The sequence below is a fragment of the Sphingopyxis panaciterrae genome, assembly GCF_011762125.1.
Taxonomy (GTDB): domain Bacteria; phylum Pseudomonadota; class Alphaproteobacteria; order Sphingomonadales; family Sphingomonadaceae; genus Sphingopyxis; species Sphingopyxis panaciterrae.
In genome coordinates this window covers 1619773-1645718 of record NZ_JAASQN010000001.1, presented here as the reverse complement: position 1 = coordinate 1645718, position 25946 = coordinate 1619773, and the positions used below count along the sequence as shown (strand labels likewise).

Here is a 25946-nt window from a genome sequence, read left to right as displayed (position 1 = left end):
CATCCCGGCGGAGGCCGGGATGACGATATTCACAGTGCCGACTAACGGCCGCTTCCTACCCTTTCTTCGTCATCCCGGGCTTGACCCGGGATCCCGCTTTTTGAGGCACCAGCAGCTTTCGGCATCAAGCGGGACCCCGGATCAAGTCCGGGGTGACGAGGAAGGCTACGTCCACTCCCAGCCGGAAGCGGACATTCTCCCCATTCCTGGCGCCGAATGAAATCCGACAAGCATTTGGTGAAACCGGACCCGTCGCGCTACACGCACCAGTCATGACAAATCCTTCATTGCATCAGTTCGGCATCGTCGGATCAGGCCGTGTCGCGCAGGCGTTGGCACAGGCGCTCGCGCCGCATTCCGTCGCGCCGCCGGTGCTCTGGGGACGCTCGCCCGAAAAGCTGCAGGCGGCCGTGGCCCGGGTCGACCGCGCCGCTGCGTCGTCCAGCATCCATCAGCTGGCCAGCGCATGCGACGTCATCGCCATCGCGGTTTCCGACGATGCCATCGGAGCCGTCACTGCCGATCTCGCGGCGGCGCTGCCGGCGGATCGCGCGCCCTTCGTCTTTCATGTCAGTGGACGGAGCGGTGCGGCGATCCTTGAACCATTATGTGCGGCGGGTGCGTTGACCGCCGCGATCCATCCCGCGATGACTTTCACCGGCGATCCGCAGCAAGAAGCCGGGCGCATGGCGGAGGCGCGGTTCGCGATCACCGGTTCGACGCCCGCGGCGATCCAGCGCGCGCGGCACATCGTCGCCCTGCTAGAAGGTATCGCGGTCGAAATCGCCGAGGATCGGCGCCCGCTTTATCACGCCGCGCTCTGCCACGCGTCCAATCATCTGGTGACGCTGATGACCGGCGCGTCGCATGCGCTGGAAAAAGCAGGCGTCCACGACCCCGCCGGGCTGCTCGCGCCGCTCGTTCGCGCCGCGCTTGAAAACAGCCTGAAGCAGGGTTTTTCGGGGCTGTCGGGTCCGCTGCTCCGCGGCGACGACCGAACGATCGGCAGCCATCTGGATGCGCTCGACACATGGTATCCCGACCTGCTGCCTGCCTATCGCGCCATGGCACTGGCCACGCTGGACGAACTGGAACGCAGCGGTTCGCCGGTTGCTTCGGCGCTTTACAGCCGGCTGCGTTAGGGGGAATGCGGGAGAAACAGGCGAACGCGCCGCCTCCTTCTCGCCCTGCCTCACTGCACTGGACAGTCCTTGCGCTGTTCCCTAATCGTTCGCGCGTGAACGATACCCCAGCCACCCTGCCCGACTTCCCGCCCCCCGACCCGTCGGATCCGCCCTATCTGCGCGGATTGAACGGCCCGCAGCGGCAGGCAGTGCTGACCACCGAAGGCCCGGTGCTGATGCTCGCAGGCGCAGGCACGGGCAAAACCGCCGCGCTCACCGCGCGGCTGGCGCATATCATCGCGACCCGCCGCGCCTGGCCGTCCGAAATCCTCGCGGTCACCTTCACCAACAAGGCGGCGCGCGAGATGCGCGAACGCATCGGGCGGATGATCGGTGATGCGGTCGAGGGAATGCCGTGGCTCGGCACCTTTCACAGCATCGCCGCCAAGATGCTGCGCCGCCACGCCGAACTGGTCGGATTGCAGAGCAATTTCACCATCCTCGACACCGACGACCAGCTGCGCGTGCTCAAACAACTGATCCAGGCCGAGGGGCTCGACGAGAAGCGCTGGCCCGCGCGTCAGCTCGCCGGGCTGATCGACAAATGGAAGAACCGCGGTCTCGTCCCCGGCGATCTCGATGCCGCGGATAAGGAGGCCTATGCCGACGGCAAGGGGCAGCATTTCTATGCGCTCTACCAAGCGCGGCTGAAAACGCTCAACGCCTGCGATTTCGGTGACCTGTTGCTCCACATGCTGGTGATCCTGAAAAACCACCGCGACGTGCTCGAACAATATCAGGACCGCTTCAAATATATTCTCGTCGACGAATATCAGGACACCAACGCCAGCCAGTATCTGTGGCTGCGGCTGCTCGCGCAGGCGCGCAAGAATATCTGCGTGGTCGGCGACGACGACCAGTCGGTGTACAGCTGGCGCGGCGCCGAAGTCGCGAATATCCTGCGCTTCGACAAGGATTTTCCGGGCGCGACGGTGATCCGGCTTGAGCAGAATTACCGGTCGACGCCGCAGATCCTGGCCGCAGCGTCGGCACTGATCGCGCAGAATTCGGGCCGCCTCGGCAAGACGCTGTGGACCGAACTCGATCCCGGCGACAAGCTGCGCGTCGTCGGGGTGTGGGACGGGCCCGAGGAAGCGCGGCGGATCGGCGAGGAACTCGAAAGCCTCCAGCGCCAGCGCGTGTCGCTCGACCGCGCCGCGATCCTCGTCCGCGCGCAGTTCCAGACGCGCGAGTTCGAAGACCGCTTTATCGCGATCGGCATGCCGTACCGCATTGTCGGCGGTTTCCGTTTCTACGAACGCGCCGAAATCCGCGATGCGCTTGCCTATCTCCGCCTTGTCCAGTCCGCCGCCGACGACCTCGCCTTCGAACGCATCGTCAACGTCCCGAAACGCGGGCTTGGCGACAAGGCGCTCGCGCGCATCCACCAGTTCGCACGTCACGAACAGGCGCCGCTCCTCCACGCCGCGGCCCGCATCACCGAGACGGACGAGCTGACCCCGCAGGCCCGTCGCCAGCTCGCCCATTTCGTCGCGCAGATGCGCGGCTGGCAGGCGAAAGCGAACGAACTGTCGCACCCCGAACTGACCCAGCTGATCCTCGACGAATCGGGCTATACCGCGATGTTGCAGGCAGACCGCAGCGTCGAGGCCGCCGGGCGGCTCGAAAACCTCTCCGAACTCGTCCGCGCGATGGAGGAATATGAGTCGCTCGAGGCGTTCCTCGAACATGTCAGCCTGGTGATGGACCGCGACCAGAACGACGACACCGAAACCGTCACGATCATGACGATCCACGCCGCCAAGGGGCTCGAGTTCGACCATGTCTTCCTTGCCGGGTGGGAGGATGGGGTCTTTCCATCGCAGCGTTCGATGGACGAAGGCGGCACCGCGAGCCTCGAAGAAGAGCGCCGCCTCGCCTATGTCGCGATCACGCGCGCACGGCAGCGCGCCAGCATCTATCACGCCGCGAACCGGCGGATCTACGGCCAGTGGATGAGCAGCATTCCCAGCCGCTTCATCGGCGAGATTCCGCCCGAACATGTCGACAGCGAGAATAGTTTCGGCGGCGGAGCCAGTCTGTGGCGCGCGAACTGGTCGGCGCAGGGCGATCCCTTTGCGCATGTCGCGAAGCGTCAGCCGGCGCATACGATGACACGTGGCCCGGCGTGGCAGCGTGCCGTTGCGCAGTCGTCGACGATCACCCGCGCGCCCGCGCCCAGCGAGAAAGGACCAGCCGCGTCGGTTGGCGCCAAGGCGCGATCCGACCTCGCGATCGGGATGCGCGTGTTCCACGAAAAGTTCGGCTACGGCGAAATCATCGACATCGACGGCAACAAGCTCGAGGTCGAGTTCGAACAGGCGGGCTCGAAAAGGGTCCTCGACAGCTTCATCACCCTCGCCTGATTCCATATTGTCTACTTATTCATCATGAATATCATCCCACGCGATGGGTCGCGTTTTGGGAGAAATTGTATAAAAATATACTCTTAGTCGGCGCGATGGGGCTCGCTCTGATCGGTTTCTCCCCCGGCGCCTCTTCATATGGTGAAAATCTGCTCCGCAATCGTCCGCAGCTGCGACTGATTGCCGAGACCTTCGGGCATCACAGCGCCCCCCTCTCCTATGGATTATTTTTTAGTTGAAACGCCAAAGAGTCGATGTTTTACTTCTCAAACACGGGGCGGAGATGACTATCATGGCACAAGTTCAAAAATTGGGCTCTATTTCGCGGGGCGCTGAACGGGAGCGGGCGCTTAAGCGCCCGGAATATTTCAGTAATCACTACTTTTCCATGGTCCAGCTTACGAGCCATGCGCAGCAGATTCACGACATTAATGCGTTGAACCCAGTCAGCGTGCTTGAAATTGGGATCGGCAATGGTTTCACATCCAGTTTCTTGCGCTTGGCAGGCCATGATATCACCACCGCAGACATCAACGACGATCTGGAACCCGATTATGTCGCTCCGCTTGCTGAGCTTCCGGGCTTGATGAAAGGGCGGCAATTCGACCTCGTCGCGTGCTGTGAAGTTCTGGAGCACATGCCGTGGGACGAATTCGAGAATTCCATCTCAACTATGCGGCAGTTGTCCCCGCGCCTCTATTTGACACTGCCGAACTACGCCAAATTCTTTGGATTTAGCGGCTTTCTCGATATTCCTCGCATTCGCCGTCTGATGAACGTCGGCGCTTACTTGCCTATTCCACGCAAAATTTCGCCCGAGCACTTCTGGGAAGTCGGAACCAGCCGGGAGAATTCCGCCCGCGCGATCAAAGCCATTCTTCGGCGGTATTACCCTCGCGTCCGGGATTACTCGTACCGGCTTAACCGATATCATCATGCGTTCGTTTGCGAGAGCGATTGACGCAGAGCAAGCGGAACTGGCAGCCATCATCAAATGACCATCGTTCCAGAGCCGATCCACATGTTCAACCAATTGCCGAACACACCATCGGCGTGAACCTTGGCATTCTCGCGGGCCATGCTCACGATCCCAGCATCTGCAGCGAGCACTTCAATCGGTAGGCCCACCCCAACATCCCGTCGGTATCATGTGCTGATTGCGTGCACCATCCCGCCGACGGCGGATAAGCCCCATCTTGCGAAGAGTGTTCATGTCGCGGGTCATAGGAGCTTCTCCTAGCCACCACGACGAGTCGCATAGCGGACTTGGGCGTCCCGCAAGCGCTTCCCCGAAAGTCGCAGAAGAGCGAGCGCTGTGAACTTGTCGGGCGAAGCACTTCGCTGCCTTTCACCGTGTAGGCAAGCCGATGCGAGGACGACCCTGAAACTGCATGATGAAGTCGATCGCGGTGTCGATCTTGTCGAAGTGCGTGATTTCGCCGCTGTCGTCGCGAACCCGCCAATCCTGATCCGGTTCAGGGTTGGCATACCCCTCGCAGGCAGAGGTAAGGAGCGCGCGGATCACATAATCGTTGTTCATCCCTTATTCCGTAAGATCCGCTTCTTTCTCCCGAGTGAGGTATAAGCATCCGTTGGAGGGACTATGGATGCGTAGTAATTACACGTCCAAATCATAGATTATGTATATTTGTCAGATATTTATCAAAAACTAAATAAAATTGACTCATATATGCCGAATATCCACCTTTTTTCTTGGAAGCACGCGTCAAAAACAGAGGTACGGAAGATATCGATAATTACCACCAATTTGGCTCTTTCTTTTGTAGAAATGTCTAGCCCTTCCGCTAAAGGCGGCGTTTCCTTTGGGGGGGGGATAATGAAATATAACCTGAAAAATCCTTTAAATCTCCTTGTGTCTCTTGCGATTCTTGTGGGTATTTTAGAAGCGCGCAGTCACCCAGTCTTGAAGTACGTTACCGACCGCGAGAAGTACCGACATAAGACTTCTGTCGGATGCACGCCGGGCGGAGTTGTAGCGGGCGTATTGAGAAACGATGGAAAGGGCTGGTACGCCCTGAATGACGACGCGCATAAGCCAGTCAACATTAGCGCCGTCGAAAGCGATTGGAAGATGATTACGGTCAAATTTCCTTTTGCCGCCAAGGCGATTCATACGTTTGTTGTTTCCAGTGATGAGACGCTTACTGTGCAGGGTGTTACCGCTGGGGCCAGTGTAGCCAGCGATGAGGCGCGCCTTAAACTCGGGCGTGACGGGATTATTGGTACCAACCGCGCTTCACCGCTATGGGTGGATACCGATAGGTTCCCCGGATCCAATTTATGGGTCTACGGCGTGTTTGATGCCCAATGTCCCGCTGGCACTTAGGTTGGGGCCTCAATGGGCCCACTCGGTGACGATGGCGACGAGAGCGATGGCGGCGAGGCAGTTTTGAGCATGGCTGTCATAACGGGTTGCTATGCGTCGCCAGTTTTTGAGCCGTCCGAAGAGACGCTCGATGACATTTTTTCGTTGGTATGCCCGTCGATCAAGAGGATATGGCGTCCAGCGCGCGTCGGTTGAGGGGATGACGGTCTTGACCTGCCGTTCCGCGAGCCAATTACGCAGGCTGTCGACGTCATAGGCTTTATCGGCGAGCAGACGCTTTGGCGGTGCCACCGAGGCGAGCAGCGGGATGGCGATCCTGATGTCGGCGATATTGCCCGGTGTCAGGGTGATGGCGACGGGTCTGCCGCGATCGTCGGCCAGACAATGGATTTTGCACGTTCTCCCGCCGCGCGAGCGCCCGATCGCTTCTTCAAACTCCCCCTTTTTGAGCCCGCCGCCGAGCAGTGCGCTTTGACGTGACTGCTGTCGATCGACAGTTCTTTCGGTACCGGACCCGACGCCGCAATCTTCTCAAATGGCTTCTGCATCCCTGTCGACAGCATCCGGCAGGCATAGGAGACGATGCAGGAAAAGCTCAACCTGCGGGGCAATCGGGAAAGCGGTATGAAGTTCGCGCGGCGGTCGATGGCCTCGCTCGTCCGTGACCGAATTGGCGAGACGAACTATCCGCAGGTGAAGTGCTTCATGGGTCATTCGCCTGCGAATGTGATCAACATCTACGCGCTCGCAAAGCCGAACAGCTCGGCATTGCGCTCAATGCCGTCGAGGAGTGACGAGATCGAAGACCTCGCAACCCGGTGCCTACCGCAAAATCTCTTGCGATCAGGAGTGTGTTATGAGGCCGAAAGCCAAGGTTTCTCTAAGGAAAGGTCGTGGTGGAGCCGAGGGGAATCGAACCCCTGACCTCTGCAGTGCGATTGCAGCGCTCTCCCATCTGAGCTACGGCCCCGCGACCGGCGGCGTCTTAACGGGCCAGCTCGGCAGTGGCAACGGCTTTTCTGATCGTTGAGCCGCGTCGCCGGATAAAAACGGGAAAGCGGGGGTAATATGGCCAAGGCGTGGCACCTCATCAGCCGTCCGACCGGGCTGCCAACAATGGCGAATTTCGCACTTCGCGAACTGCCCGATGCCCCGCTGGACGTCGACCAGCTGCGGGTGCGCAATCTTTGGCTGTCGGTCGATCCCTATATGCGCGGCCGCATGAACGACGCGAAAAGCTATGCGGCGAGCTTTCAGATTGGCCAGCCGATGACCGGCGGCGCGATCGGCGAGGTCATCGAAAGCCGGCTCGACGGCTTTGCACCCGGCGATCTGGTCCTTCACACGGGCGGATGGCGCGATGGCGGCGTGATCGGGCTCGACATGATGCCCAATAAATTGCCCGCGGACCTCCTTGCTGGCGGGATGAGCCCACAGACTTTCCTGCACAATATGGGACTGACCGGCGGCACGGCCTGGATCGGCCTGCTGCGGATCGCGGCAGCGAAGCCCGGCGATGTCGTCTTCGTCTCCGCGGCCGCAGGAGCGGTGGGGTCGGCGGTGGTACAGATCGCGAAGGCGCGTGAAATGACCGTCATCGGCTCGGCAGGCGGCGGCGACAAATGCGCCTGGGTCAAGGATCTGGGTGCCGACGCTGTGATCGATTACAAGGCGGACCCGGTCCTTTCGGCGCTGGAAGATGCGCTGAAGAAATTGGGGAAGAGCGGAATCGACGTCTATTTCGACAATGTCGGCGGCGAGCATCTGGATGCCGCCTTCGCCACCGCCAACGACTTTGCGCGCTTTGCCATCTGCGGGATGATCGACGTCTATAACGACGGCAAGGCGCAGGAGATGAAATATCTGATCCGCGCGATCCCGGCGCGCATCCGCATGGAAGGCTTTATCTACACCGACCAGTTCATCGACTGCATGGAAGAATTCTATGCCGACATGGGCGGGCTGATCGCCAGCGGCGCGGTCACGATCCGCGAGACCGTCCGCGAGGGACTGGAAGGGGCGCCCGAGGCGTTCCTCGGCCTGTTCGCCGGCGATAATATCGGCAAGATGCTGGTCAGGCTCTGACTGGCGGCGGCGTCAATTGGCGCCGAAACCCACCGACAGAAAGTCCGGCATCGGGCCGTTCCAGCCATCGTCGGGACCGTCGAGATCGTCATGCCGGTCATGCGGCGGCTTGCGATTGCCGCCGCTCTTCTTCGCCTTGGCTGGCGCAGGTTCGGCCGCCTTTGCCGCGCGCGGTTCTTCCCGGGCCGGCTTCGGTGCGCTGCGGCCACGACCGCCGCGATCGGACCGCGCGGCGCGGCGCGGTTCGCGATCGTCATCGACGGCCTTGTCGCTCACCGCCGTCGAAACGCCGCCGTCATGGACGGGAATTTTATATCCGGTCAGTTTCTGGATATTATCGATGGCCTCGTCATCAGACAGCGAGATCAGCGTAAACGCACGTCCCTTGGCACCCGCCCGACCGGTGCGGCCGATGCGGTGGACATAATCGTCGGGATGCCAGGGCGCGTCGAAGTTGAAGACGTGGCTCACGCCCTTCACGTCGAGGCCGCGAGCCGCGACGTCCGACGCGACCAAGATGTTGATCGTCCCGGCCTTGAACCGGTCGAGTTCGGCGATCCGGCTCGACTGATCCATGTCGCCGTGGATTTCCCCGGCCTTATAGCCATAGCGCTGAAGCGACTTCGCGAGTTCGCGCACCGTCGTCTTGCGGTTGCAGAAGATGATCGCGGTCGCAATGTCTTCCGCCTCGATCAGCCCGCGAAGCGTATCGCGCTTGCCGCGCTCGGACGTCTTGACGACGAACTGTTCGATATTCTCGTTCCGGCTGGCGGGACGAGCAACCTCGATCGTCTTGGGGTTCGACAGAAATTTGTCGGCAAGGCGTTTGATAGGCGCCGGCATCGTCGCCGAGAACAGCAAGGTCTGCCGATTCGCGGGCAGCTTGGTGCAGATATTCTCGATATCGGGGATGAAGCCCATGTCGAGCATGCGGTCGGCTTCGTCGATGACGAGAAGGTTGCAGCCGGTGAGCAGGATCTTGCCGCGCTCGAACAGGTCCATCAGGCGGCCCGGCGTCGCGATCAGCACGTCGACGCCCTTTTCGAGCGCCTTGACCTGATCGCCCATTTGCACGCCGCCGATCAGCAGCGCCATCGAGAGCTTGTTATATTTTCCGTATTTTTCAAAATTTTCCGCAACTTGCGCAGCAAGTTCGCGCGTCGGCGCGAGGATCAGCGAGCGCGGCATCCGCGCGCGAGCGCGGCCGTGGGCCAGAATGTCGATCATCGGCAACACGAACGAAGCGGTCTTGCCGGTGCCCGTCTGGGCAATGCCGATGATGTCGCGCATCATCAGGACCGAAGGAATGACGCCCGCCTGAATCGGCGTCGGTTCGTCATAGCCCGACTCGTCGATGGCGCGCAAAAGTTCGTCGGAAAGGCCGATGTCGGCAAATTTCATAAGGTCAACATGTCCGGAAAAGGTGACAGCGCAGCGTCCCACGCCAGCCAACGCTGCGCCGCCCCTAGGGTAAAGGATGATGAAAAGTCAAGGAAAGCCGACGCGCACCCGCGATTAATCGTCGCGTCAATCCTCTTCGCGCGGGACCGCGACCATCAGGCGGAACTTGTCGACCTCGCACTTCGCGCCCGTTCGCGCGTGAATCTGGTCGCGCCCCTCGCAGAGTTTGCCGTCCTTGCTGCCCTGCATGTAGAAACCGGCATAGAAATCGAGCGCGCGGCAACCACGGTTGAGCTGGGCGCGTAGCCGCTGTTTCTGCTTTGTAATCAAGTCTATGCTATCGCGCTGCACCGCTTGCATGCCCAGGATATTACGCATCGCGACGCATTTCGGCGCCTTCTTCTCTTTCCAGATAACCGGCAGCGGGCGCGTCCGCAGCGTCGTCATCGGTCCCGCGGCAAAATTATTGAGCGACGATCGCTGCGCCGGGACGCGAATAATCAGCTGTTGCTCGATCACGACCTGCCAATAAGGCGACGCAGGTGGTTCGAGAGTCGGTGCGGCGACAATCGCCAGCGGTTCGGGCGGCGAGGCGGGCATTCCGGCGTCGGGTGGTGCCGCCGCCAATAACAGGATTGCGGGCGTCAGCACGATATGATTGCCGTCCTTTCAGCACTCTGACAAAAAAAGTTGCTCACCATGGCTCCCGCATCGATGCCGGCTGGACGAAAACACGCTATTCGTTCAATGCGCCGTTTAACAAGCATGATTGAACATCAAATGAATTGCTGTCGACCCCTGCCCCGGCGGGCCTCGCAAATTTTCCCGGACCAAGCCGCGTGACGCGCGCACCGTCCGTCACGACGCTGGACGCGCTTGCCCGCTTGCTCGGCCCCAAGGGTTTCACCGCCGATCCCGATGCGATGGCACCGTGGTTGACCGACTGGCGCGGCAAATATCATGGCGCGGCAGCGGCGATGCTCTCCCCCGCGACCACCGAAGAGGTCGCCGCCGTGGTGACGCTTTGCGCCGAAAATGACGTCGCGCTGGTGCCGCAGGGCGGGAATAGCGGGATGGTTGGCGGCGCGACCCCCGATGAGTCGGGCAACGCGTTATTGCTCAGCACGCGCCGGATGAATCATATCCGTATCATCGACGAGGCAACGCAATTCGCGATCGTCGAGGCCGGCGTGATCCTCGAACATCTCCACGAAGCGGCACTCGAACACGGGCTGCGTTTCCCCCTCACCCTCGGCGGCAAAGGGTCGGCAACGATCGGCGGTCTCGTTTCAACCAATGCCGGAGGAACGCAGGTCCTCCGCCACGGAACAATGCGCGCGCTGGTCGCAGGAATCGAAGCGGTGCTGCCTGATGGCAGCATCTTTGACGGCCTCGCGCCGTTGAAAAAGGATAATCGCGGCTATGATCTGCGCCATCTGCTGTGCGGTGCCGAAGGAACATTGGGAATTGTGACCGCGGCCTGCCTTCGCCTGGTGCCGGCGGTGGCGGCGCGCCGGACGGCCTGGACCGGGCTCGAATCCCCCGAAAGCGCGCGGAGATTGCTTCGCCGTCTCGATACGGCGATCGGCGGCGAACTCGAAGGGTTCGAGATTATTCCGCATAGCTGCCTCGATGCCGTGCTGCGCCATATTCCGCAAACCCGCGCGCCGCTGTCCGGGGTTTATCCCTGGTATGCGCTGATCGAGCTGGCTGGCGAGCGAGAAGAGGCGCTTGATTCGGCGTTGCAGACCGAGCTGACGTCGGCACTCGAAGCCGGGCTGCTCGATGACGTGGTCATCGCCAAGAACGATCGCGAGAGCGAGGATTTCTGGCGTCTGCGCGATTCCATTTCGGAAGCCGAACGCGCCGAGGGGCCGGCAATCCAGCACGACATCAGCGTTCCTGTGGACTTGATGCCCGCTTTCATTGGCGAAAACCCGCAGCGGCTGGCCAATGCTTTCCCGGGGGTGCGCGCATTGTCCTTTGGCCATCTGGGCGACGGCAACGTCCACCATCATGTGCAGCCGCCGGTGGACGTCGACGGCAAGGCCTGGCTCGCCGAACATGGCGAGGCGCTGAGCCGGCTCGTCTATTCGCATGTCATCGAGCTAGGCGGCTCGATTTCGGCCGAACATGGCATCGGGCAAATGAAACGCGATATGCTGGCCGAGCTCGACAGCCCGGCGCGATTGGCGGCGCTCCGCGGTATCAAGGCGGGGCTTGACCCTGCCGGCCTGTTCAATCCCGGCAAGCTCATCGGCTGAACGATTGGCCGGTCGGGCGGCGCCGTCCATCATCGCCCCCTTGCGCCGCGCCGCGCGTGCCAATATGGCGCGCCATTGCCCTTTAAACCCCGCGCTGTCGGGGTCCTATCTCGGAGCTTGACCATGGCCACTGCGCCCGCCGCGAATAACCTGCCGCTTTTCTACAAGGATCTTGTTCCGCTTTCGAGCGTCGACCACGCCGATTTCCGCGCCCGGCCGCTCGACAAGGCCGACTTCCTGGTCGACCAGCATGCGGTTCCGCTGACCTCGGATGAGTTCGTTCCGGCGAGCCGTTTCTACCCGATCGTTTTTTCGGCGGGCGAAAACCCGGTGCCGCTCGCGCTGATGGGCCTGAACGAAGGCATGAACACCTTCGTCGATGCCGACGGCAAGCTGATCAACCCCGTCTATGTCCCGGCCTATATCCGCCGTTACCCCTTCCTTCTCGCCCGCCTGCGGCCCGACAGCGATGAATTGTCGCTCTGCTTCGACCCGACGTCGGGCGCGGTCGGCAAGTTCGACGAGGGCGATGCGCTGTTCGAAGACGGCAAGCCGACCGAGCCGGTCAACTCGGTGCTCGAATTCTGCAAGAATTTCGAGGAATCGGGCCTGCGCACCGGCGCATTCATGGACGAACTCAAGAAGGCCGATCTGTTGATGGACGGCGAAGTCAGCATCCAGCCCGACGGCAGCGACAAGCCCTTCGTCTATCGCGGCTTCCAGATGGTCGACGAGAACAAGCTGCGCGAACTGCGCGGTGACGTCTTGCGCAAGATGGCGCAGAACGGCATGCTCGGCCTGATTTTCGCGCACCTCTTTTCACTGCAGCTGATGCGCGAAGTTTTTGCGGAGCAGGTGAAGAGCGGCAAGATGCCGCTGGTCACGGAGACTCCCGCCGTCTGAGGAGATAGCCATGGCCACCGACGTCGATGCCGGCACCGCGGGAACAACCGCCGCTCCGCGCTATACGAAGGTGGCCATCTGGCTGCACTGGCTGATCGGTCTGGCGGTGATCGTCAACATCGGCCTCGCGATGCTGACCGAGGGCCTGCCGCGGGAGACGCATCGCGCGGCGATGGGCATTCACAAGTCGCTCGGCATCACGATATTGCTGCTGACGATCGCGCTGATCCTGTGGCGGATCGGGCATAAACCGCCGGCGCTGCCCGCCGGAACGCCCGCATGGCAACGCCCGCTGAGCAAGGTCGTGCACCTGCTCTTCTATCTGTTGCTGATCCTGTTGCCCCTGTCGGGCTGGGTGTGGATGTCCGCGGCAGATCGCCCAATCGACGTCTTCGGCCTGTTCACGATGCCCTCAATCGTCGGTCCGAGCGAAAGCGTCGCCGACACATTGCACGATCGGCACGAATTGCTGGGGCTGACGATGCTGGCGCTGGTGACGATCCATATTCTGGCGGCGCTGAAACATCAGTTCATCGACCGCACCCGATTGATAGGACGGATGAACCCCTTTTGAGAAATTCGCCGACCACAGCGTCAGAAGTCGATGGCGAGGCCTTTGAGCTCCCAATCGCCATAGCGCACCGGGTTGCGCCCGCCGGGCTGATCTTCGTCCCGATCCTCGCGGATCGGCGCGGGTGCCGGGACGGGAGCGTTCGTCCAGCCTGCGGGCGGCTTCACATGCGCCGGGCGCTTCGCCGCGCGCGGTGTTCCGCCGATGGTTCGAGCTTCGCTGTCTTTGGTCATCGCGGCACCGATATAGGACGGCGCGCACGCTTCGCCAACCGTCATGGCTGACCGGAACCCGCATCGCAGACGGCGCAGCGCCGAGGGCGATCCGCCGGGCACGGCGCCGCGCCGTGCTGCGCTGCGCCTCATCGACGCCGTGCTGCGCCGCGGCGATCCGCTCGATATCGCCGCGCATGCCGCGACGCAGGGGCTGGCGCCTGCCGACCGCGCCTTTGCGATCGCGATCGTTTCCGAAGCGTTGCGCTGGATGACCGATATCGACGCGCTGATCGATAGCGCGACAACGCAGACGCTTCCCGACGACGTCAAGTCGCGCGCGGTGCTGCGGATCGCGCTGGCGCAGTTGCTGGTGTTGAAGAGCCCGGGGCATGCGGTGGTGTCGACCGCGCTGCCGCTCGTCGAGGGTGGACCGCGGCGGCTGGTGCATGCGATCTTGTCGCGCGCGCAGCAGGAAGAATGGGAGCTGCCCGAGCGCGCCACCCTGCCCCCGGCGACCGCCGAGCGCTGGTCGGCGGCGTGGGGCGATGCGATGGTGACGGCGGCGGAAGCGGCGTGGAGCGCGGCGCCGCCACTCGACCTCAGCTTCGCCGCCGAGCCCGATGCGGCGGCGTGGCCCGACGCCACCAGCCTTGTCGCGCGCCATTTGCGATTGCCACGCGGGCAGGCAGTGACCGACCTGCCCGGTTTCAAGGCGGGCGGCTGGTGGGTGCAGGATATCGCCGCGAGTATCCCCGCGCGGCTGCTCGGCGCGGGCGAAGGGCGATCGGTGCTCGACCTCTGCGCCGCACCCGGCGGCAAGACGATGCAGCTCGCCGCGGCGGGCTGGTCGGTGCTCGCGGTCGATGCGAGCGCCAAACGGCTGACGCGGCTCGAGGAAAATCTCGACCGCACCGGGCTGGAGGCCGCGGTCGTGCAGGGCGATATCCGAAAGTGGGAACCGGGCGAGGCGGCCGATGCGGTGCTGCTCGACGCGCCGTGCTCGGCGACCGGCATCTTCCGCCGCCACCCCGACGTGCTGCACCGTATCGAAGCACGCGAGATCGCCGAGATGGCGACCTTGCAGGCTGAATTACTCGCGCGCGCGGCGAACTGGGTCAAGCCGGGCGGGACTCTCCTCTATGCCACCTGCTCGCTCGAGCGGGCTGAAGGCGAAGAGCGGATTGCGGCGTTTCTCGCCGAACACAAGGACTGGGCCGCCGCACCGGTCGGCGCCGATGAACTGCCGGACGGCATTCTACCCGACGCAAACGGCTTTGTCCGGACCCTTCCGGGAACGCTCGCCGCAGCGGGAGGCCTCGACGGCTTCTTCATCGCCCGGCTCCGCGCACCGTCAGGCTGAGCGGCGCGACAGGCGGTAGAGCGCCAGTTCGCCATAATCCTTCGCGAGCCCGACCTTGCCGACATAGTCGCAGTTGAAATCGCGCGCGTTGCCGAGCGCGAGCATCGCCGCGAGCGGCTGGGTGCAATAAATCTCTCCGACCAGTGTCACCGGCTCGATCCGCGCGGTGCGCGTCACCTCGGTTCCGTACCACAGCTCGTTGCCGACGACCGGGTCGACTCCGCGATAGATCGGCCCGAAATGAATCCCCGTACGCATCCCGGCCTGATGCCCCTCAAGCCCCAATCCCGGCGGCAGGGTGCCGAGGCGTTCCTGCATCGCCAGTGCGATGCGCGCCGCCGTCGCTGGATCGTCGATGATCGCATAGACAGCGTCGCCCCAAGTGTTGCGGAACAGGACGGCGTCACCGAAATCGTCGAGGATGCGGCCGATACCGCCCATCACCTCCTGCGCGAAGACCGGTAGCTCGGCCTCACCCAGTTTTGAAAAGCCCGCGAAATCGGCGAACAATATCGCGTAAAGGCCGCGCCGCGTCCCCTCGGGAGGTTTCGGCGCGGGCGGAAAGTCGAGCCTGCGGTCGAGATCGCCCACGGCAATCGTCGCCGTGACGCCGCCGTGGTCGCGCCACAGGGCGATATCGGCGTTGGTGCCGGCAATGACCGCATCGGGCCGCGCCGCCGCCGCCGGATCGACGACCGCGAACTGGATCGCTGCCGTTTCGAGTTCGCGCGCCCGCAGCTTGGCGAGCCCCATCGCGGTATGCGAGCCGAGGATGAACTGGCAATCATCGCTGACATAGCGCGCGTTGCTGGCGAAATGGACCATCGCCGCGCCGTCACGGCAGCGGACATAGCGGGCGAGCCATTCGCCGCCGCCCGACGCCACCGACTGGGCGATGAAATCATCTTCGGCAAAGGGCAATACGACGGTCAGGTCGATGTCGCGGGCCAGCGCTTCCTCGGCGAACAATATGTCGGCGCCGCAGGCGAGCGGGCCGACGAGCGCCGAAACGGGGCGGGTATCGAGGGCGCGAGCAATCGCGGCGCGCGCATTGGCCTCCCCTGCCCCGCCGGCCCGGAACATGCGACCGCAATAAACGCCGACCGGCATCGGGCGCAGCACAGCCATGACTGCGGCAGCGTGATCGCGATCGATCGCGCGGCTTTTCGCGAGCCGGGCAAGCTGGCGGCAGGTCGACGCGCGGTCGCCGGTCCGCGTGCCGGCCTCGGTATCGGCGGCGCGGGCATGAAGCAGCGCTTCCTCGCCGCGACCGAGCAGGAGCAATGCCTCGACGCGCGTCGCCAGATCCCAGTAGTTGCCCGCCGCGCCATAAGCGGCGATCGGTTCGGCAAGCGCCGCCGCGCGCTCGCGTTCGCCGAGCATGGCATAGAGGCTTGCGGCATTGATGGCAGGAAAGTCGGCGCCCGATGTCCGAAAGGCATGGTCGTAGGCGGCAGCCGCCTTTTGCAGATATTCGGTGCGCCCGGCGCCGTCCCGATCGAACGCCGCATCCTTCCAGATGCGTCCAGCGAGCGCGAGGCTGTCGACGTCGCCACTCGCGGCGAGATCGAACTGTTCATAGAGATGCATTGCACCCAGGCTGTCGCCCGATGCGGCGAGCGCCCGAACCATCAAGTAACGCAGACGCGGACTATCGACGCCCGCGCGCCGGGCGCCCGCGGCACAATCGAAGGCGCTCAGCGCGTCGCCGTGCGCCAGCCGATGGACGACCTCCGCCTCGGCGGCGGCGCTTGCCGTCGCCTCGCCCACCATCATTGCACGGCGGCTTCGGCCGATTTCAGCAAGGCGACATTGGCCTTTTCGACAGCGGATAGCTGCACCGTGTCGGTCGATGGACGGTACCAGTCGAACTGGCTGAAATGCGCGCGGAGCCTGGCGTCCTTGAAACGGAAACCATGCCGCGCGAAAATCTCGTTCCGCGCGACGCGAAGTTCGAGCAAGCCGAAATTGGCGATGTCAGCGGGCGCCAGCAGGCGTTCGGACGAATCTGGGATCACCACCCCGCTGCCTCCGATCCCGGTCGGCATCGGGCCGTCGGGCAGCGACGTTGAATTATCCGTCGTCCCGCCCTCGACCAGCCGGATATATTTGCGGAACATATAGCCTGCCGTGCCGTCGGCCTTGCGCACCCGCCACCATGGGCCCGATTGCCGATAGGTCAGGAACTTCTCGCCTTCGAGTACCTTTCCGACAATCGCCGACTGCGTGCTCTGCCCAGCGCGGATATTGGTGAAGCCGTCGGGATCGTCGATGACCGCCGCGAGCGTGAACGCTTCTGCCGGGCCGTTTTCGACCGCCGGCGCGTCGCCCGACGAACCTTGTGCCTTTGCTGTGTCGGAGACGACGCCCTTGTCTGCTTGCTCCGCTATGGGCGCCGCAGGCGCCGGCTGCATCAGCTTCCACGTGAGCAACGCGACCGCGATGGCGGCAAGGCCGAGAAGCGCCCATGGCAGGAAAGAGGATTTCTGCGGTGCAGGCGAAGGCTGGCGATCGACAGGCGGCGATGGTGACGGCGCTCTTGCGACGGGAGCTGTCGAAGCGGTCACAGCTTCGCGGCCGCATAAATCCTCGAGGCTCATCAGCACCTTGCGCCAGCCGCCATGATCGGCCTCGCCGCGCCAGTCGCGCAAATCAGCGAACTGGATCTGGTTAAAGGGCAGCGGCGGCATCACGTCGTCGATCGCGGTCTGGACCAGCTTCTTCTGGTTGCGCGCGACATCGGCCTCGGCGCGAACCCATTCGGACTGTGCCGACGCCTGCGACCAGACGACGATCGCCGCCTTGGCGTTGCCGATCTTTTCGGTGATCACATCGCCGTAGGAGCGGTGCGGGGGCAGTTCGGCATCCCACCAGACGTCATAGCCGGCAGCGGCGACCGCTGCGGCGATGTCGGCGACGCGCGCCTTGTTTTCGCGCGAATAGGAAATGAAGACGTCGACCATGGGCTAGCCCCCCTTTGACGGGAAGCTAGCTGTCCGTAATTCGATTCGCCAGCCTTCTGAAAGCGTCGCCCCCGCGCAGGCGGGGGCCGTTGGAGGTATACGCAGCGACGAAGTTCAATGCCGACTACGGCCCCCGCCTGCGCGGGGGCGACGAGCAAGTCAGAAGACCGCCTTCGGTGCATCCTCCTTCATCATTGCGGCGCGCACCATCGGGATCGGAGGTCCGCCGTAGGAGAGGAACTGGTCGTGGAAGGCCTTCCATTTCGTCTTGTCGCCCTTCGTCCAATCCTCGCGGAGCTTGCGGATCATCAGCTTGCCCATCGTGTAGTTGAGGTAGAGCGGATCATAGGTGCCGCGCGCCGCCTGCTGGCGGGCGTTGCCTTCGTCCTGATAGCATTGCTCCTTGAACAGCTTTTCCGAGTCCGCGACCGTCATGCCCTTGGTATGGAGCCCGATCGCCGACAGGTAACGACAATCGCGGAGCAACGCGTTCGAGAGCTGACCGATATGCGTTTCCGGGTCGCCATTGCCGAGCCCGGCGTCCCACATCATTTCCTCGGTATAATGCGCCCAGCCCTCGGCAAAGGCATAGCCGACGAACAGCTTGCCGAAGATGCTTGTCGCGCGGTTCGAATGGAGGAAGTTCAGGAAGTGGCCCGGCCACACCTCGTGCACCGAGGTGAACATCAGGTCCTTCTTGCCCGGCACGAAGTCGTTCTGCGTCTGCTTGTCCCAGGTCGGATCGGGCGGCGAGATATAATAGACCGACGGCAGGCCTTTTTCATACGGCCCCGGGATATCGATATAGGCGCTGTTCTGCCGATTGTACGGCGGCGATTCCTCAACCTTCGCCTGCTCGGTGCCCGGGATGGTGACGAGATCCTTTTCGACGAGGAAGGCGCGCAGCGCAGGGAGCTGGCGGCGTGCTTCGGCGACCGGGCCGTCGGCGGGCTTGTCCGAATTCATCTTTTTCATGCAGTCGGCGATCGTCATGCCCGCCGCATAAGTGGCGCACGCGGCCTTGAGCGCGTCCTGGTTACGCTTGAGGTCGGCCTGACCGATTCGTTCGAGTTCATCGAGCGGGGTGTCGACGCCTTCATTGGTCAGGATCATCTTGGCGAACTTGTCGGCGCCGAGCGCATAGCCGTCGGCGGTGCCGGGTTTCGAACCGACATAGGACGCGAGATCCTTCATCGCTGCCGCCGCCTTTGCCGCCGCATCGTCGAACTGTTTCTGCAGTTCGGGATCCTTGACCTCGGCAAAGGCCTTTTTGGCGTCACCGGTATAATAGTCGGCGAAACCGCCGAAGCCCGCGGTGCCATATTTGACGAAGGTTGCAGGCAGCGGCAGTTTCAGGTTCGCCTTGATCTGCTCGGCCGCGGCGGGAACTTTCTGCGCATAGGCGATAAACGCCTTCATCCGCGTCGTCGCATCGGCGTAGGGACGCGAGATATAGACGTTGGGGTCGAGCGCGCCGACATAATAGGCCGGATTCTTCTGCGCGAAATCGGTATCGCGGAGGAAGAAAAGCTGCCCCTGCGCGACATGGACCAGATAATCGCGCTCGAATTTTTCGGCATCGCTCATCTTGCCGTCGAACGCCTTGGCGTCGGCGATCGTCTTTTCGAGGAAAGCCGCCTGCTTCTCTATCCCTTCGGGCGACCAGTCGGGAAGCTGGCCATCGAACTCATGCTTGCCCTGATAGACCGCGAAATTCGGGTTGAGCGGGAAATAGCCCGCGAGGAAATTGTCGCGAAACTCGGTCCAGTTCTTTGCGCTGCCCGGCGCCGTCGCGGACTTGTTGTCCGACGCGTTGCAGGCGGTCAGCACCAGCAGCGTCGCGGCCATCGCGGCGCCGCCAAAGCGGGCAAATTTCATTTTCATCCGGTTATCTCCCTGAACTCGATGCGTCGCTTTCTGTCATTCCTTGGCTGGGATGGCATCCGATAATCGACGAACGGCAGGCTTAGGGTCAGGACCCATTAATTGCAGGTTCGAAGTTTGAAGCGATTTTGCTCAGGGCGAGAAGGCAAGGCGCAGGAATATGTCGATATTTCAAAACTTGCCGACGAAGCCATGGGCAAAATCGGTCAAATCGCGAAGCGACGCCGAAATGGCTTCGATCTCAGGTTCGGGCGACCTTGCGGGTAGCGATGCTACCCGCAAGGTCGCCCGAACCCGAAATCTTCGCCATTTCGACGCCTCGAACGTGCAATTAATGGGCCTGACCCTAAGCCATCTGGACAGGCCGGAAAAGCGGTTTAGGGCGGATCGCAATGGCAACCTTACCTCCCGAGCCCGCTGACGAACCGGTGATGCCGGACGCCAATCCCAAAGCCCCTTCCCCGCTCAGCTTTCCCGACTATCGTTATTATTGGTTCGCGCGTTTTACCGCGGTGATGGCGACGATCGCGATGGTCGTCGTGATCGGTTACCAGCTGTATGACACCGCGCGCACCGACTACGGCATGTCGATCAAGGAAGCGTCGTTCCAGCTCGGCCTGCTCGGGCTGTTCCAGTTCGTCCCGCTCGCCGTACTCACGCCGGTCGCCGGCTGGGCGGCCGACCGCTTCGAACGCCGCAGCGTCGCGATCTTCTCCAATCTCATTGACATGGTCATCGCGGGGATACTCGGCTGGTTCACCTGGACCGATGGCCTGACATTGCCGCTGCTTTTCGGGCTTGCCGCCCTTCATGGCGTCGCGCGCGTTTTCTCCGGCCCCGCGATGAGCGCGATCGCCCCCAATATCGTTCCCCCCGCCGTGCTGCCGCGCGCGATCGCGATGAGCAGCATTGCCTGGCAGTCGGCATCGGTGATCGGCCCCGCCGCCGGCGGCCTCATTTACGCGGCGCACCCGACCTCGGTCTATATTTTCGCCGTGGTTCTGCTCGCCGTTTCGGCCTTCGCGATCAGCCGGGTGCGACCCGTGCTGCCGCCACCTGCGGAAGTTCGCCGCCACCCGCTGCGCGAGATGCTTGACGGCCTCAAGTTCGTGTGGGTGGAACGCTTCCTGCTCGGGACGATCACGCTCGATCTGTTCGCGGTGATCCTGTCCGGCGCCACCGCGATGCTGCCCGTCTATGCGCGCGATATCCTGCATGTCGGCTCCGAAGGACTTGGTTTGCTGCGTGCGGCGCCCGCGCTCGGAGCAGCGGTCGTGGCGCTAGGGCTGTCGTTCCGACCGATCGAACGCAATGTCGGCGTAAAGATGCTGTGGGCCGTCGTCGTCTTCGGCCTTGCCACGGTCGCCTTCGGCCTCTCGACCAGCCTTTTCCTTTCGCTGGCGATGCTCGTCCTGCTGGGCGCGGCCGACATGTTCTCGGTCTTCGTTCGCGGCACGCTGATCCAGCTCAATACGCCCGATCATATGCGCGGACGGGTCAGCGCCGCATCGGGGCTCGCAATTTCGGCCTCGAACGAGCTTGGCGAGATGCGCGCCGGGGCGATGGCCGCCGCATTTGGGCCGGTGAGCGCGGTTGCCCTTGGCGGCGCAGCGGCGGTCGGCGTGACCGCGCTCTGGGCATGGCTGTTCCCCGAACTACGGCGCGCCCGCACCTTCGAGCCGCAGTTCAAACAACCGAAATCCTGATCCCAAACCGTTCGCCGCAATTCGTCTTCAGCTCGTCCATATCCTATTGTCAATTTAATCAGTTGAGTTATGTAGGCCTCACCCGCCACCGCGGCTCCCTCTCACTCCCCAACGATGGAGCACACGCCATGCATAGTTCGACAATCGCCCATAAAATCCTGACGATACCGGGTCTCTACAACAGCGGACCGACCCATTGGCAGAGCCTGTGGGAGCAGAAATTCGGCACCTGCGAGCGAATCGAACTCGGCCGCTGGAACGATCCGGACCGCGATGAATGGGTCGCCCGGATCGCTGACGCGATCGCCGCCGAAAATGAGCCGGTGCTGGTTGCCGCACACAGCCTTGGCTGCCACGCCTTCGCCCATTGGTTCGCGCAGGCAAGCGGCTTCGCCCGGGCGCGCATCGCCGGCGCCTTGCTGGTCGCACCGCCCGAATTGTCGCAGTTGCGGCGCGACAATCACGCGACGAGTTTCGCCGATTCGCCGTCCTTTACGTCGCGCACGCCGATGATCGTCGTGGCGAGCGACAATGATCCCTATGCCAAGACGTCGCATGTGTGGCGCCTGTCGCGGCAATGGGACGCGCGCTTCGTCAATGCGGGTCCCTTTGGCCACATCAACGCCGACTCGGGCATCGCCGATTGGCCTTATGGACAGTATCTGCTCGCATCGTTACAACCCGCGCCCGCACCGGCGCTCGCGGACGAGGCGCTCTGGCTACGTGCCGGAGACTGGCCGAACCGTGTTCGCCGCGACCCCCGGTTCGAATTCAGAGAAAGCGCAAATCGATCATGAAAGCCAATTCGATCCTCGATACCATCGGGAACACGCCGCACATCCGTGTCGCCAAGCTGTTCCCCGACGCCGAAGTCTGGGTAAAATCCGAACGCAGCAACCCCGGCGGGTCGATCAAGGATCGAATCGGGCTGGCGATGATCGAAGCCGCCGAAAAGGACGGCAGTCTGAAGCCCGGCGGCACCATCGTCGAGCCGACGTCGGGGAATACCGGCATCGGCCTCGCGATGGCGGCCGCGGTCAAGGGCTACAAGCTCGTCCTCGTCATGCCCGAGAGCATGTCGCTCGAACGCCGCCGGCTGATGCTCGCCTATGGCGCGACCTTCGACCTCACTCCACGCGAAAAGGGCATGAAGGGCGCGATCGAGCGCGCGATCGAACTGGTCGAAACGACCCCCGGCGCCTGGATGCCGCAGCAGTTCGAAAATGAAGCCAATATCGACGTCCATGTCCGCACGACCGGCCCCGAAATCCTCTCCGATTTCAAGGAGACCCCGATCGATGTGCTGATCACCGGCGTGGGGACAGGCGGCCATATCACCGGCTGCGCGCAATTTCTGAAAGGCCATTGGCCGAACCTGAAGATTTTCGCGGTCGAACCCGTCGCTTCGCCCGTCATCTCGGGCGGCCAGCCGGGCCCGCACCCGATCCAGGGCATCGGCGCCGGTTTCATCCCGCGCAACCTGCACACCGACCTACTCGACGGCGTGATCAAGGTCGAGGCGGCCGAGGCGAAAGACTTCGCGCGCCGCGCTGCCACCGAGGAAGGCATGCTGGTCGGCATTTCGTCGGGTGCGACGCTCGCCGCGATCGCGCAGAAGCTTGCCGAACTGCCGGCCGGGAGCCGGGTGCTGGGCTTCAACTACGACACCGGCGAGCGTTACCTCTCGGTTCCCGATTTCCTTCCCGAAATCTGATCTTCCGATATGCGCCCCGAGGGCGATCCAGCGACGTTGCCCCTGTGGCGCGAACGGTCGGGATGGCTGTTTGTGCTGCTCGTCGTCGTAGCTATCGTGCTCGTGCTCTATGCGAGCGGCCGGGTCGGCGGCTCCGGCCTCGCGGCGCGGCCGCGCCCGGTGGCGCCGCCCGCCGATGTCGTGCCCGACCTGCTGCCGATGGAACTCGCCCCGGTCACCGAGGACGACGCCCGCGCGGAAAATGCGAAAATTCCGCTGATAACAAAAGGTTTCGTCGCGGCGCGCCCGTTCGTTTATGCCGGTGAGGGCGATGGACGGACCCGCGCGCGCGACTGCCTTGCTGCGGCGATGCTTTACGAAGCGGGCGACGACAGCAAAGGCCAACTCGCGGTCGGTCAGGTGATCATCAACCGCGCGCGCCATCCCGCCTTTCCCAAATCGATCTGCGGCGTCGTCTTTCAGGGTTCCGAACGCAGCACCGGCTGCCAGTTCACCTTTACCTGCGACGGTGCGCTCGCCCGCCGCTATTCGGACGCAGCGTGGACGCGGGCACAGGTCAATGCCGACATGATGCTGTCGGGCCTGACCTATCCCGCTGTCGGGCTGGCGACCCATTATCATACCGACTGGGTGCGTCCCTATTGGAGCGACAGCCTCGAGAAGATCGCGATCGTCGACACCCATTTGTTTTTCCGCTGGCCGGGATATTGGGGAACGCCCGGCGCGTTCCGCGGCGCGGTGTCGGGCAGCGATGGCCCGGTGGCCAAGATGGCGGCGCTGTCCCCGCTCCATGCCCTCGCACTCGGCGTACCGCAGACCGAAACCGCCGGTGTCGATGCCAATGCGGCATTGGGCGAGGCCAAGGTGATTGCCGGCGCGGGCGAAGCCGCCGGACGCGACACCATCTATGTCGCGCTCGACCGCAAGGCCGCGCCCGAAAGCTTCGTCACCACCGCGCTGCGGCTTTGCGGCGACAAGCCCTATTGCAAGTTCATGGGCTGGACCAACCCGACGCTCAAACCCGACAGCGAAGCGATGAACGATATGCAGCGCGCCGCGATGACCTTTTCCTATCTGCGCGACGACAAGGCGGGGTTCGAGAAAGCGCTGTGGAACTGCGGCGAATATAAGCGCGATGATGCGCGCCAGTGCATGAAGCGCTGAATTGGAGAATGGCGGAATTCCGCCTAAATTCACACTGAAATGGCATTTTGCGCGGTCGATGGGATAGCCAAGAGAGACCATTGGGGCCGTTGGGCCCGACCGACGAGCCAGAAGAAAAGCCTTTTGCGCCAAGCAACGGAAAACTGCACAACTTCACACTGAAATGCATGCCGCCGAGCGTTAAAGCCTCAAAAACCCCGCATCGGCGCACCGCAATTGTGTCCTTTGGGGCTTTAAGCCCGGTCCAGGGACGCGCCGCCGCCCGGCGGGCTTCCGGGGGCAATCACGGTGGGGCAATGTCATGTCGTCACTCTCTAAGGCGGAGAGGATGAAGCGGGTGCGTGTCGGCAGCATCTCATTTGCCGGGCAGCTGTTTCAACGAAATCAAAGAGCCGGAATGGATGCTGCCACAGCGAAATAATGTAGGAAAGGCACATAGGACAGCTGGTTGACGGCTTTGGGGTGGAGAGCAGGCGTCGCTTTCTACAGCTTCGTCATCCCGGGCTTGACCCGGGATCCCGCTTTTTTTTGAGGGCGCCGGCGGTTTTCGAGGTCAAGCGGGACCCCGGATCAAGTCCGGGGTGACGGTGAATGGGGTGGCTGCAATCGGCCGATAATCGACAGTCCTTTCTCAGCCGTGCGGCCGGATCAGATATTTCTCGCCCGTCCGTTTCGCATTGTAAGCCTGCGCCGTATCGAGATCGAGCGCGTCGGTCAGCGAAATCTCATGACTGTAGTGGCTCTTGAAGGTCGTGGTCAGTTCGTCGACAACGCGCTTGCGGAGACGCAGGTTGGTTTCCATCCCGGCCTTTTGCAGGAAGGGGGTCAAGAGGAAGCCCGAAAGCGACCAGGTCAGCCCGAAGCTGCGTGCCGAGAAGGTCGTCGGCGACAGATCGAGCGCGCCATAGATATAGACCTGTTTGAACGTATCCGAACCGTAGCGCCTGTAGCCGGTCATGCTGCGCACCGCCGCCGCTTCCATCGCCGCCAGGATCTGCCCGGCGAGCTTGCCGCCGCCGATCGCGTCGAAGCCGATCGTCGCCCCGGTCTCGGTGATCGCATCGACCAACCGCTCCATGAAATCATCGGCGCTGCTGTTGACGATGTGCTGCGCGCCGATGGCTTTCAGGATTTCGACCTGCGCGTCGCTGCGCACGATGTTGACGAGCGGAATGCCGTCCTTGGCGCAGATCTTCACGAGCATCTGGCCGAGGTTCGACGCGGCGGCGGTGTGGACGATCGCGCTGTGATTTTCCATCCGCATCGTTTCGGTGAAGGCCAGGCTGGTGAGCGGGTTGACGAAGCAGGAGGCGCCGTCGACCGGATCGGTGCCGTCGGGCAGCGGCATCACCATCTGCACGGGCAGGCAGCGATATTCGGCGTACATTTCGCCGCCGAGCAGCGCGACGGTCTTGCCGACCAGCGCCTGCGCTTCGGGCGAAGCCCCGGCCTTCACGACGAGGCCGCAACCTTCGTTGCCGATCGCCAGCGCATCGCCGATACGGCCGCCCATCGCGCGCATGCCCGCCGGCGGTACGTCGGCGGTGATCGTCGGCAGGCCATCGCGTGTCCCGGCCCGCGCGGTGGTCATGTCGGCCCCGCCGAACAGCAAGCCAAGGTCGGAGGGGTTGATCGGCGTCGTGAGGACCTTCACCAGCACTTCGTGGGGCTTGGGCTCAGGCATCGGGCGCCGCTCGAAATACACCTCGAGCTGCCCCTCGGGCTTTACGAGAGTTACCATGACGGTGTTGGTTTCAGGCAGGTCGGTCATCGCGCGTCTCCCGATTTTCAGTTTTTTGATGCAACGAATTACGGCGGC

At 63.0% G+C, this 25946-nt stretch carries 21 protein-coding genes, 1 tRNA gene and 1 pseudogene; 13 read left to right on the top strand and 10 right to left on the bottom strand.

Going from position 1 to position 25946, the window contains the following annotated elements:
* Positions 1–272 precede the first annotated feature (272 nt).
* The 3 genes from FHR22_RS07585 (at position 273) to FHR22_RS07575 (ending at position 4511) form a co-directional block, all read left to right on the top strand.
* Positions 273–1142, top strand: a complete 870-nt coding sequence (locus FHR22_RS07585; RefSeq protein WP_166940527.1) for a Rossmann-like and DUF2520 domain-containing protein — start codon at positions 273–275, stop codon at positions 1140–1142.
* Between the two features lie 95 nt (positions 1143–1237).
* Positions 1238–3550 carry an ATP-dependent helicase gene (locus tag FHR22_RS07580; protein ID WP_341786572.1) on the top strand — a complete coding sequence of 771 codons (2313 nt, stop codon included), beginning with the start codon at positions 1238–1240 and terminating at the stop codon, positions 3548–3550.
* A gap of 283 nt (positions 3551–3833) precedes the next feature.
* The gene (locus tag FHR22_RS07575) at positions 3834–4511 is read left to right on the top strand and encodes a class I SAM-dependent methyltransferase (RefSeq protein WP_166940525.1); all 678 of its coding nucleotides are present in this window, start codon (positions 3834–3836) and stop codon (positions 4509–4511) included.
* A gap of 387 nt (positions 4512–4898) precedes the next feature.
* On the opposite strand, the gene FHR22_RS07570 is transcribed toward FHR22_RS07575, so the two are convergent.
* Positions 4899–5090 (bottom strand): hypothetical protein, encoded by a 192-nt coding sequence (locus tag FHR22_RS07570; protein ID WP_166940523.1) that lies wholly within the window; start codon positions 5088–5090, stop codon positions 4899–4901.
* A gap of 108 nt (positions 5091–5198) precedes the next feature.
* On the opposite strand from FHR22_RS07570, the gene FHR22_RS07565 reads away from it, so the two are divergent.
* Entirely contained in the window at positions 5199–5897 is a 699-nt protein-coding gene (locus tag FHR22_RS07565; protein WP_166940521.1) for a hypothetical protein, read from the top strand.
* Positions 5898–5906: 9 nt separating this feature from the next.
* Here FHR22_RS07565 and FHR22_RS07560 read toward each other — a convergent pair.
* Together FHR22_RS07560 and FHR22_RS07555 are read right to left on the bottom strand one after the other, a co-directional pair.
* A pseudogene (locus FHR22_RS07560) lies at positions 5907–6383 on the bottom strand (IS5 family transposase); the annotation flags it as partial.
* A 408-nt stretch (positions 6384–6791) separates the two neighbouring features.
* Positions 6792–6867, bottom strand: a tRNA-Ala gene (locus FHR22_RS07555).
* A 98-nt stretch (positions 6868–6965) separates the two neighbouring features.
* On the opposite strand from FHR22_RS07555, the gene FHR22_RS07550 reads away from it, so the two are divergent.
* Entirely contained in the window at positions 6966–7982 is a 1017-nt protein-coding gene (locus tag FHR22_RS07550) for an NADP-dependent oxidoreductase (RefSeq protein ID WP_166940519.1), read from the top strand.
* A 12-nt stretch (positions 7983–7994) separates the two neighbouring features.
* Here FHR22_RS07550 and FHR22_RS07545 read toward each other — a convergent pair whose 3' ends face one another.
* Together FHR22_RS07545 and FHR22_RS07540 are read right to left on the bottom strand one after the other, a co-directional pair.
* Positions 7995–9383 carry a DEAD/DEAH box helicase gene (locus FHR22_RS07545; RefSeq protein ID WP_166940517.1) on the bottom strand — a complete coding sequence of 463 codons (1389 nt, stop codon included), beginning with the start codon at positions 9381–9383 and terminating at the stop codon, positions 7995–7997.
* A 126-nt stretch (positions 9384–9509) separates the two neighbouring features.
* A complete protein-coding gene (locus FHR22_RS07540) occupies positions 9510–10034 on the bottom strand; it encodes a hypothetical protein (RefSeq protein ID WP_166940515.1) in 525 nt (174 codons plus the stop codon).
* 188 nt (positions 10035–10222) lie between these two features.
* Here FHR22_RS07540 and FHR22_RS07535 point away from each other — a divergent pair, with 188 nt between their 5' ends.
* From FHR22_RS07535 to FHR22_RS07525, 3 genes are all read left to right on the top strand, one after another.
* Positions 10223–11647, top strand: a complete 1425-nt coding sequence (locus FHR22_RS07535; RefSeq protein ID WP_166940513.1) for an FAD-linked oxidase C-terminal domain-containing protein — start codon at positions 10223–10225, stop codon at positions 11645–11647.
* A gap of 123 nt (positions 11648–11770) precedes the next feature.
* Entirely contained in the window at positions 11771–12550 is a 780-nt protein-coding gene (locus tag FHR22_RS07530; RefSeq protein ID WP_166940511.1) for a SapC family protein, read from the top strand.
* A gap of 10 nt (positions 12551–12560) precedes the next feature.
* On the top strand, positions 12561–13124 hold the full coding sequence (locus FHR22_RS07525) for a cytochrome b (RefSeq protein ID WP_166940509.1): 564 nt from the start codon (positions 12561–12563) through the stop codon (positions 13122–13124).
* 20 nt (positions 13125–13144) lie between these two features.
* Here the strand turns inward: FHR22_RS07525 and FHR22_RS07520 are convergent, their stop codons facing one another.
* The gene (locus FHR22_RS07520) at positions 13145–13399 is read right to left on the bottom strand and encodes a DUF1674 domain-containing protein (RefSeq protein ID WP_341786571.1); all 255 of its coding nucleotides are present in this window, start codon (positions 13397–13399) and stop codon (positions 13145–13147) included.
* Here FHR22_RS07520 and FHR22_RS07515 point away from each other — a divergent pair.
* Positions 13398–14696 (top strand): RsmB/NOP family class I SAM-dependent RNA methyltransferase, encoded by a 1299-nt coding sequence (locus FHR22_RS07515; protein WP_166940507.1) that lies wholly within the window; start codon positions 13398–13400, stop codon positions 14694–14696. The two genes, FHR22_RS07520 and FHR22_RS07515, sit on opposite strands and share 2 nt — an antisense overlap.
* On the opposite strand, the gene FHR22_RS07510 is transcribed toward FHR22_RS07515, so the two are convergent.
* From FHR22_RS07510 to FHR22_RS07500, 3 genes are all read right to left on the bottom strand, one after another.
* Positions 14688–16472: an adenylate/guanylate cyclase domain-containing protein gene (locus FHR22_RS07510; protein ID WP_166940505.1), complete on the bottom strand. Its 1785-nt coding sequence runs from the start codon at positions 16470–16472 to the stop codon at positions 14688–14690. The two genes, FHR22_RS07515 and FHR22_RS07510, sit on opposite strands and share 9 nt — an antisense overlap.
* Positions 16469–17659 carry a TIR domain-containing protein gene (locus FHR22_RS07505; protein ID WP_166940503.1) on the bottom strand — a complete coding sequence of 397 codons (1191 nt, stop codon included), beginning with the start codon at positions 17657–17659 and terminating at the stop codon, positions 16469–16471. The genes FHR22_RS07510 and FHR22_RS07505 overlap by 4 nt, the downstream gene beginning before the upstream one ends.
* A 159-nt stretch (positions 17660–17818) precedes the next feature.
* On the bottom strand, positions 17819–19543 hold the full coding sequence (locus tag FHR22_RS07500) for a DUF885 domain-containing protein (RefSeq protein ID WP_208417504.1): 1725 nt from the start codon (positions 19541–19543) through the stop codon (positions 17819–17821).
* A gap of 392 nt (positions 19544–19935) precedes the next feature.
* Here FHR22_RS07500 and FHR22_RS07495 point away from each other — a divergent pair, with 392 nt between their 5' ends.
* From FHR22_RS07495 to FHR22_RS07480, 4 genes are all read left to right on the top strand, one after another.
* Positions 19936–21249, top strand: coding sequence for an MFS transporter (locus FHR22_RS07495; protein WP_166940501.1), 1314 nt, complete (start codon positions 19936–19938; stop codon positions 21247–21249).
* Positions 21250–21377: 128 nt separating this feature from the next.
* Positions 21378–22046, top strand: a complete 669-nt coding sequence (locus FHR22_RS07490; protein ID WP_166940499.1) for an RBBP9/YdeN family alpha/beta hydrolase — start codon at positions 21378–21380, stop codon at positions 22044–22046.
* Complete coding sequence (gene cysK, locus FHR22_RS07485; RefSeq protein WP_166940497.1) at positions 22043–22963, top strand: cysteine synthase A; 921 nt, start codon at positions 22043–22045, stop codon at positions 22961–22963. The genes FHR22_RS07490 and cysK overlap by 4 nt, the downstream gene beginning before the upstream one ends.
* Before the next feature lie 36 nt (positions 22964–22999).
* The gene (locus tag FHR22_RS07480) at positions 23000–24127 is read left to right on the top strand and encodes a cell wall hydrolase (RefSeq protein ID WP_243853504.1); all 1128 of its coding nucleotides are present in this window, start codon (positions 23000–23002) and stop codon (positions 24125–24127) included.
* A gap of 631 nt (positions 24128–24758) precedes the next feature.
* Here FHR22_RS07480 and FHR22_RS07475 read toward each other — a convergent pair.
* Complete coding sequence (locus FHR22_RS07475; RefSeq protein ID WP_166940493.1) at positions 24759–25898, bottom strand: zinc-binding dehydrogenase; 1140 nt, start codon at positions 25896–25898, stop codon at positions 24759–24761.
* Positions 25899–25946: the final 48 nt, after the last annotated feature.

Bases quoted from the DNA above. Each gene is read 5' to 3' on its own strand.
- FHR22_RS07585 (WP_166940527.1), top strand. From the start codon at position 273: ATGACAAATCCTTCATTGCATCAGTTCGGCATCGTCGGATCAGGCCGT.
- FHR22_RS07575 (WP_166940525.1), top strand. From the start codon at position 3,834: ATGACTATCATGGCACAAGTTCAAAAATTGGGCTCTATTTCGCGGGGC.
- FHR22_RS07570 (WP_166940523.1), bottom strand. From the start codon at position 5,090: ATGAACAACGATTATGTGATCCGCGCGCTCCTTACCTCTGCCTGCGAG.
- FHR22_RS07550 (WP_166940519.1), top strand. From the start codon at position 6,966: ATGGCCAAGGCGTGGCACCTCATCAGCCGTCCGACCGGGCTGCCAACA.
- FHR22_RS07545 (WP_166940517.1), bottom strand. From the start codon at position 9,383: ATGAAATTTGCCGACATCGGCCTTTCCGACGAACTTTTGCGCGCCATC.
- FHR22_RS07530 (WP_166940511.1), top strand. From the start codon at position 11,771: ATGGCCACTGCGCCCGCCGCGAATAACCTGCCGCTTTTCTACAAGGAT.
- FHR22_RS07525 (WP_166940509.1), top strand. From the start codon at position 12,561: ATGGCCACCGACGTCGATGCCGGCACCGCGGGAACAACCGCCGCTCCG.
- FHR22_RS07515 (WP_166940507.1), top strand. From the start codon at position 13,398: ATGGCTGACCGGAACCCGCATCGCAGACGGCGCAGCGCCGAGGGCGAT.
- FHR22_RS07520 (WP_341786571.1), bottom strand. From the start codon at position 13,399: ATGACGGTTGGCGAAGCGTGCGCGCCGTCCTATATCGGTGCCGCGATG.
- FHR22_RS07510 (WP_166940505.1), bottom strand. From the start codon at position 16,472: ATGATGGTGGGCGAGGCGACGGCAAGCGCCGCCGCCGAGGCGGAGGTC.
- FHR22_RS07505 (WP_166940503.1), bottom strand. From the start codon at position 17,659: ATGGTCGACGTCTTCATTTCCTATTCGCGCGAAAACAAGGCGCGCGTC.
- FHR22_RS07500 (WP_208417504.1), bottom strand. From the start codon at position 19,543: ATGAAAATGAAATTTGCCCGCTTTGGCGGCGCCGCGATGGCCGCGACG.
- FHR22_RS07495 (WP_166940501.1), top strand. From the start codon at position 19,936: ATGGCAACCTTACCTCCCGAGCCCGCTGACGAACCGGTGATGCCGGAC.
- FHR22_RS07490 (WP_166940499.1), top strand. From the start codon at position 21,378: ATGCATAGTTCGACAATCGCCCATAAAATCCTGACGATACCGGGTCTC.
- cysK (WP_166940497.1), top strand. From the start codon at position 22,043: ATGAAAGCCAATTCGATCCTCGATACCATCGGGAACACGCCGCACATC.
- FHR22_RS07475 (WP_166940493.1), bottom strand. From the start codon at position 25,898: ATGACCGACCTGCCTGAAACCAACACCGTCATGGTAACTCTCGTAAAG.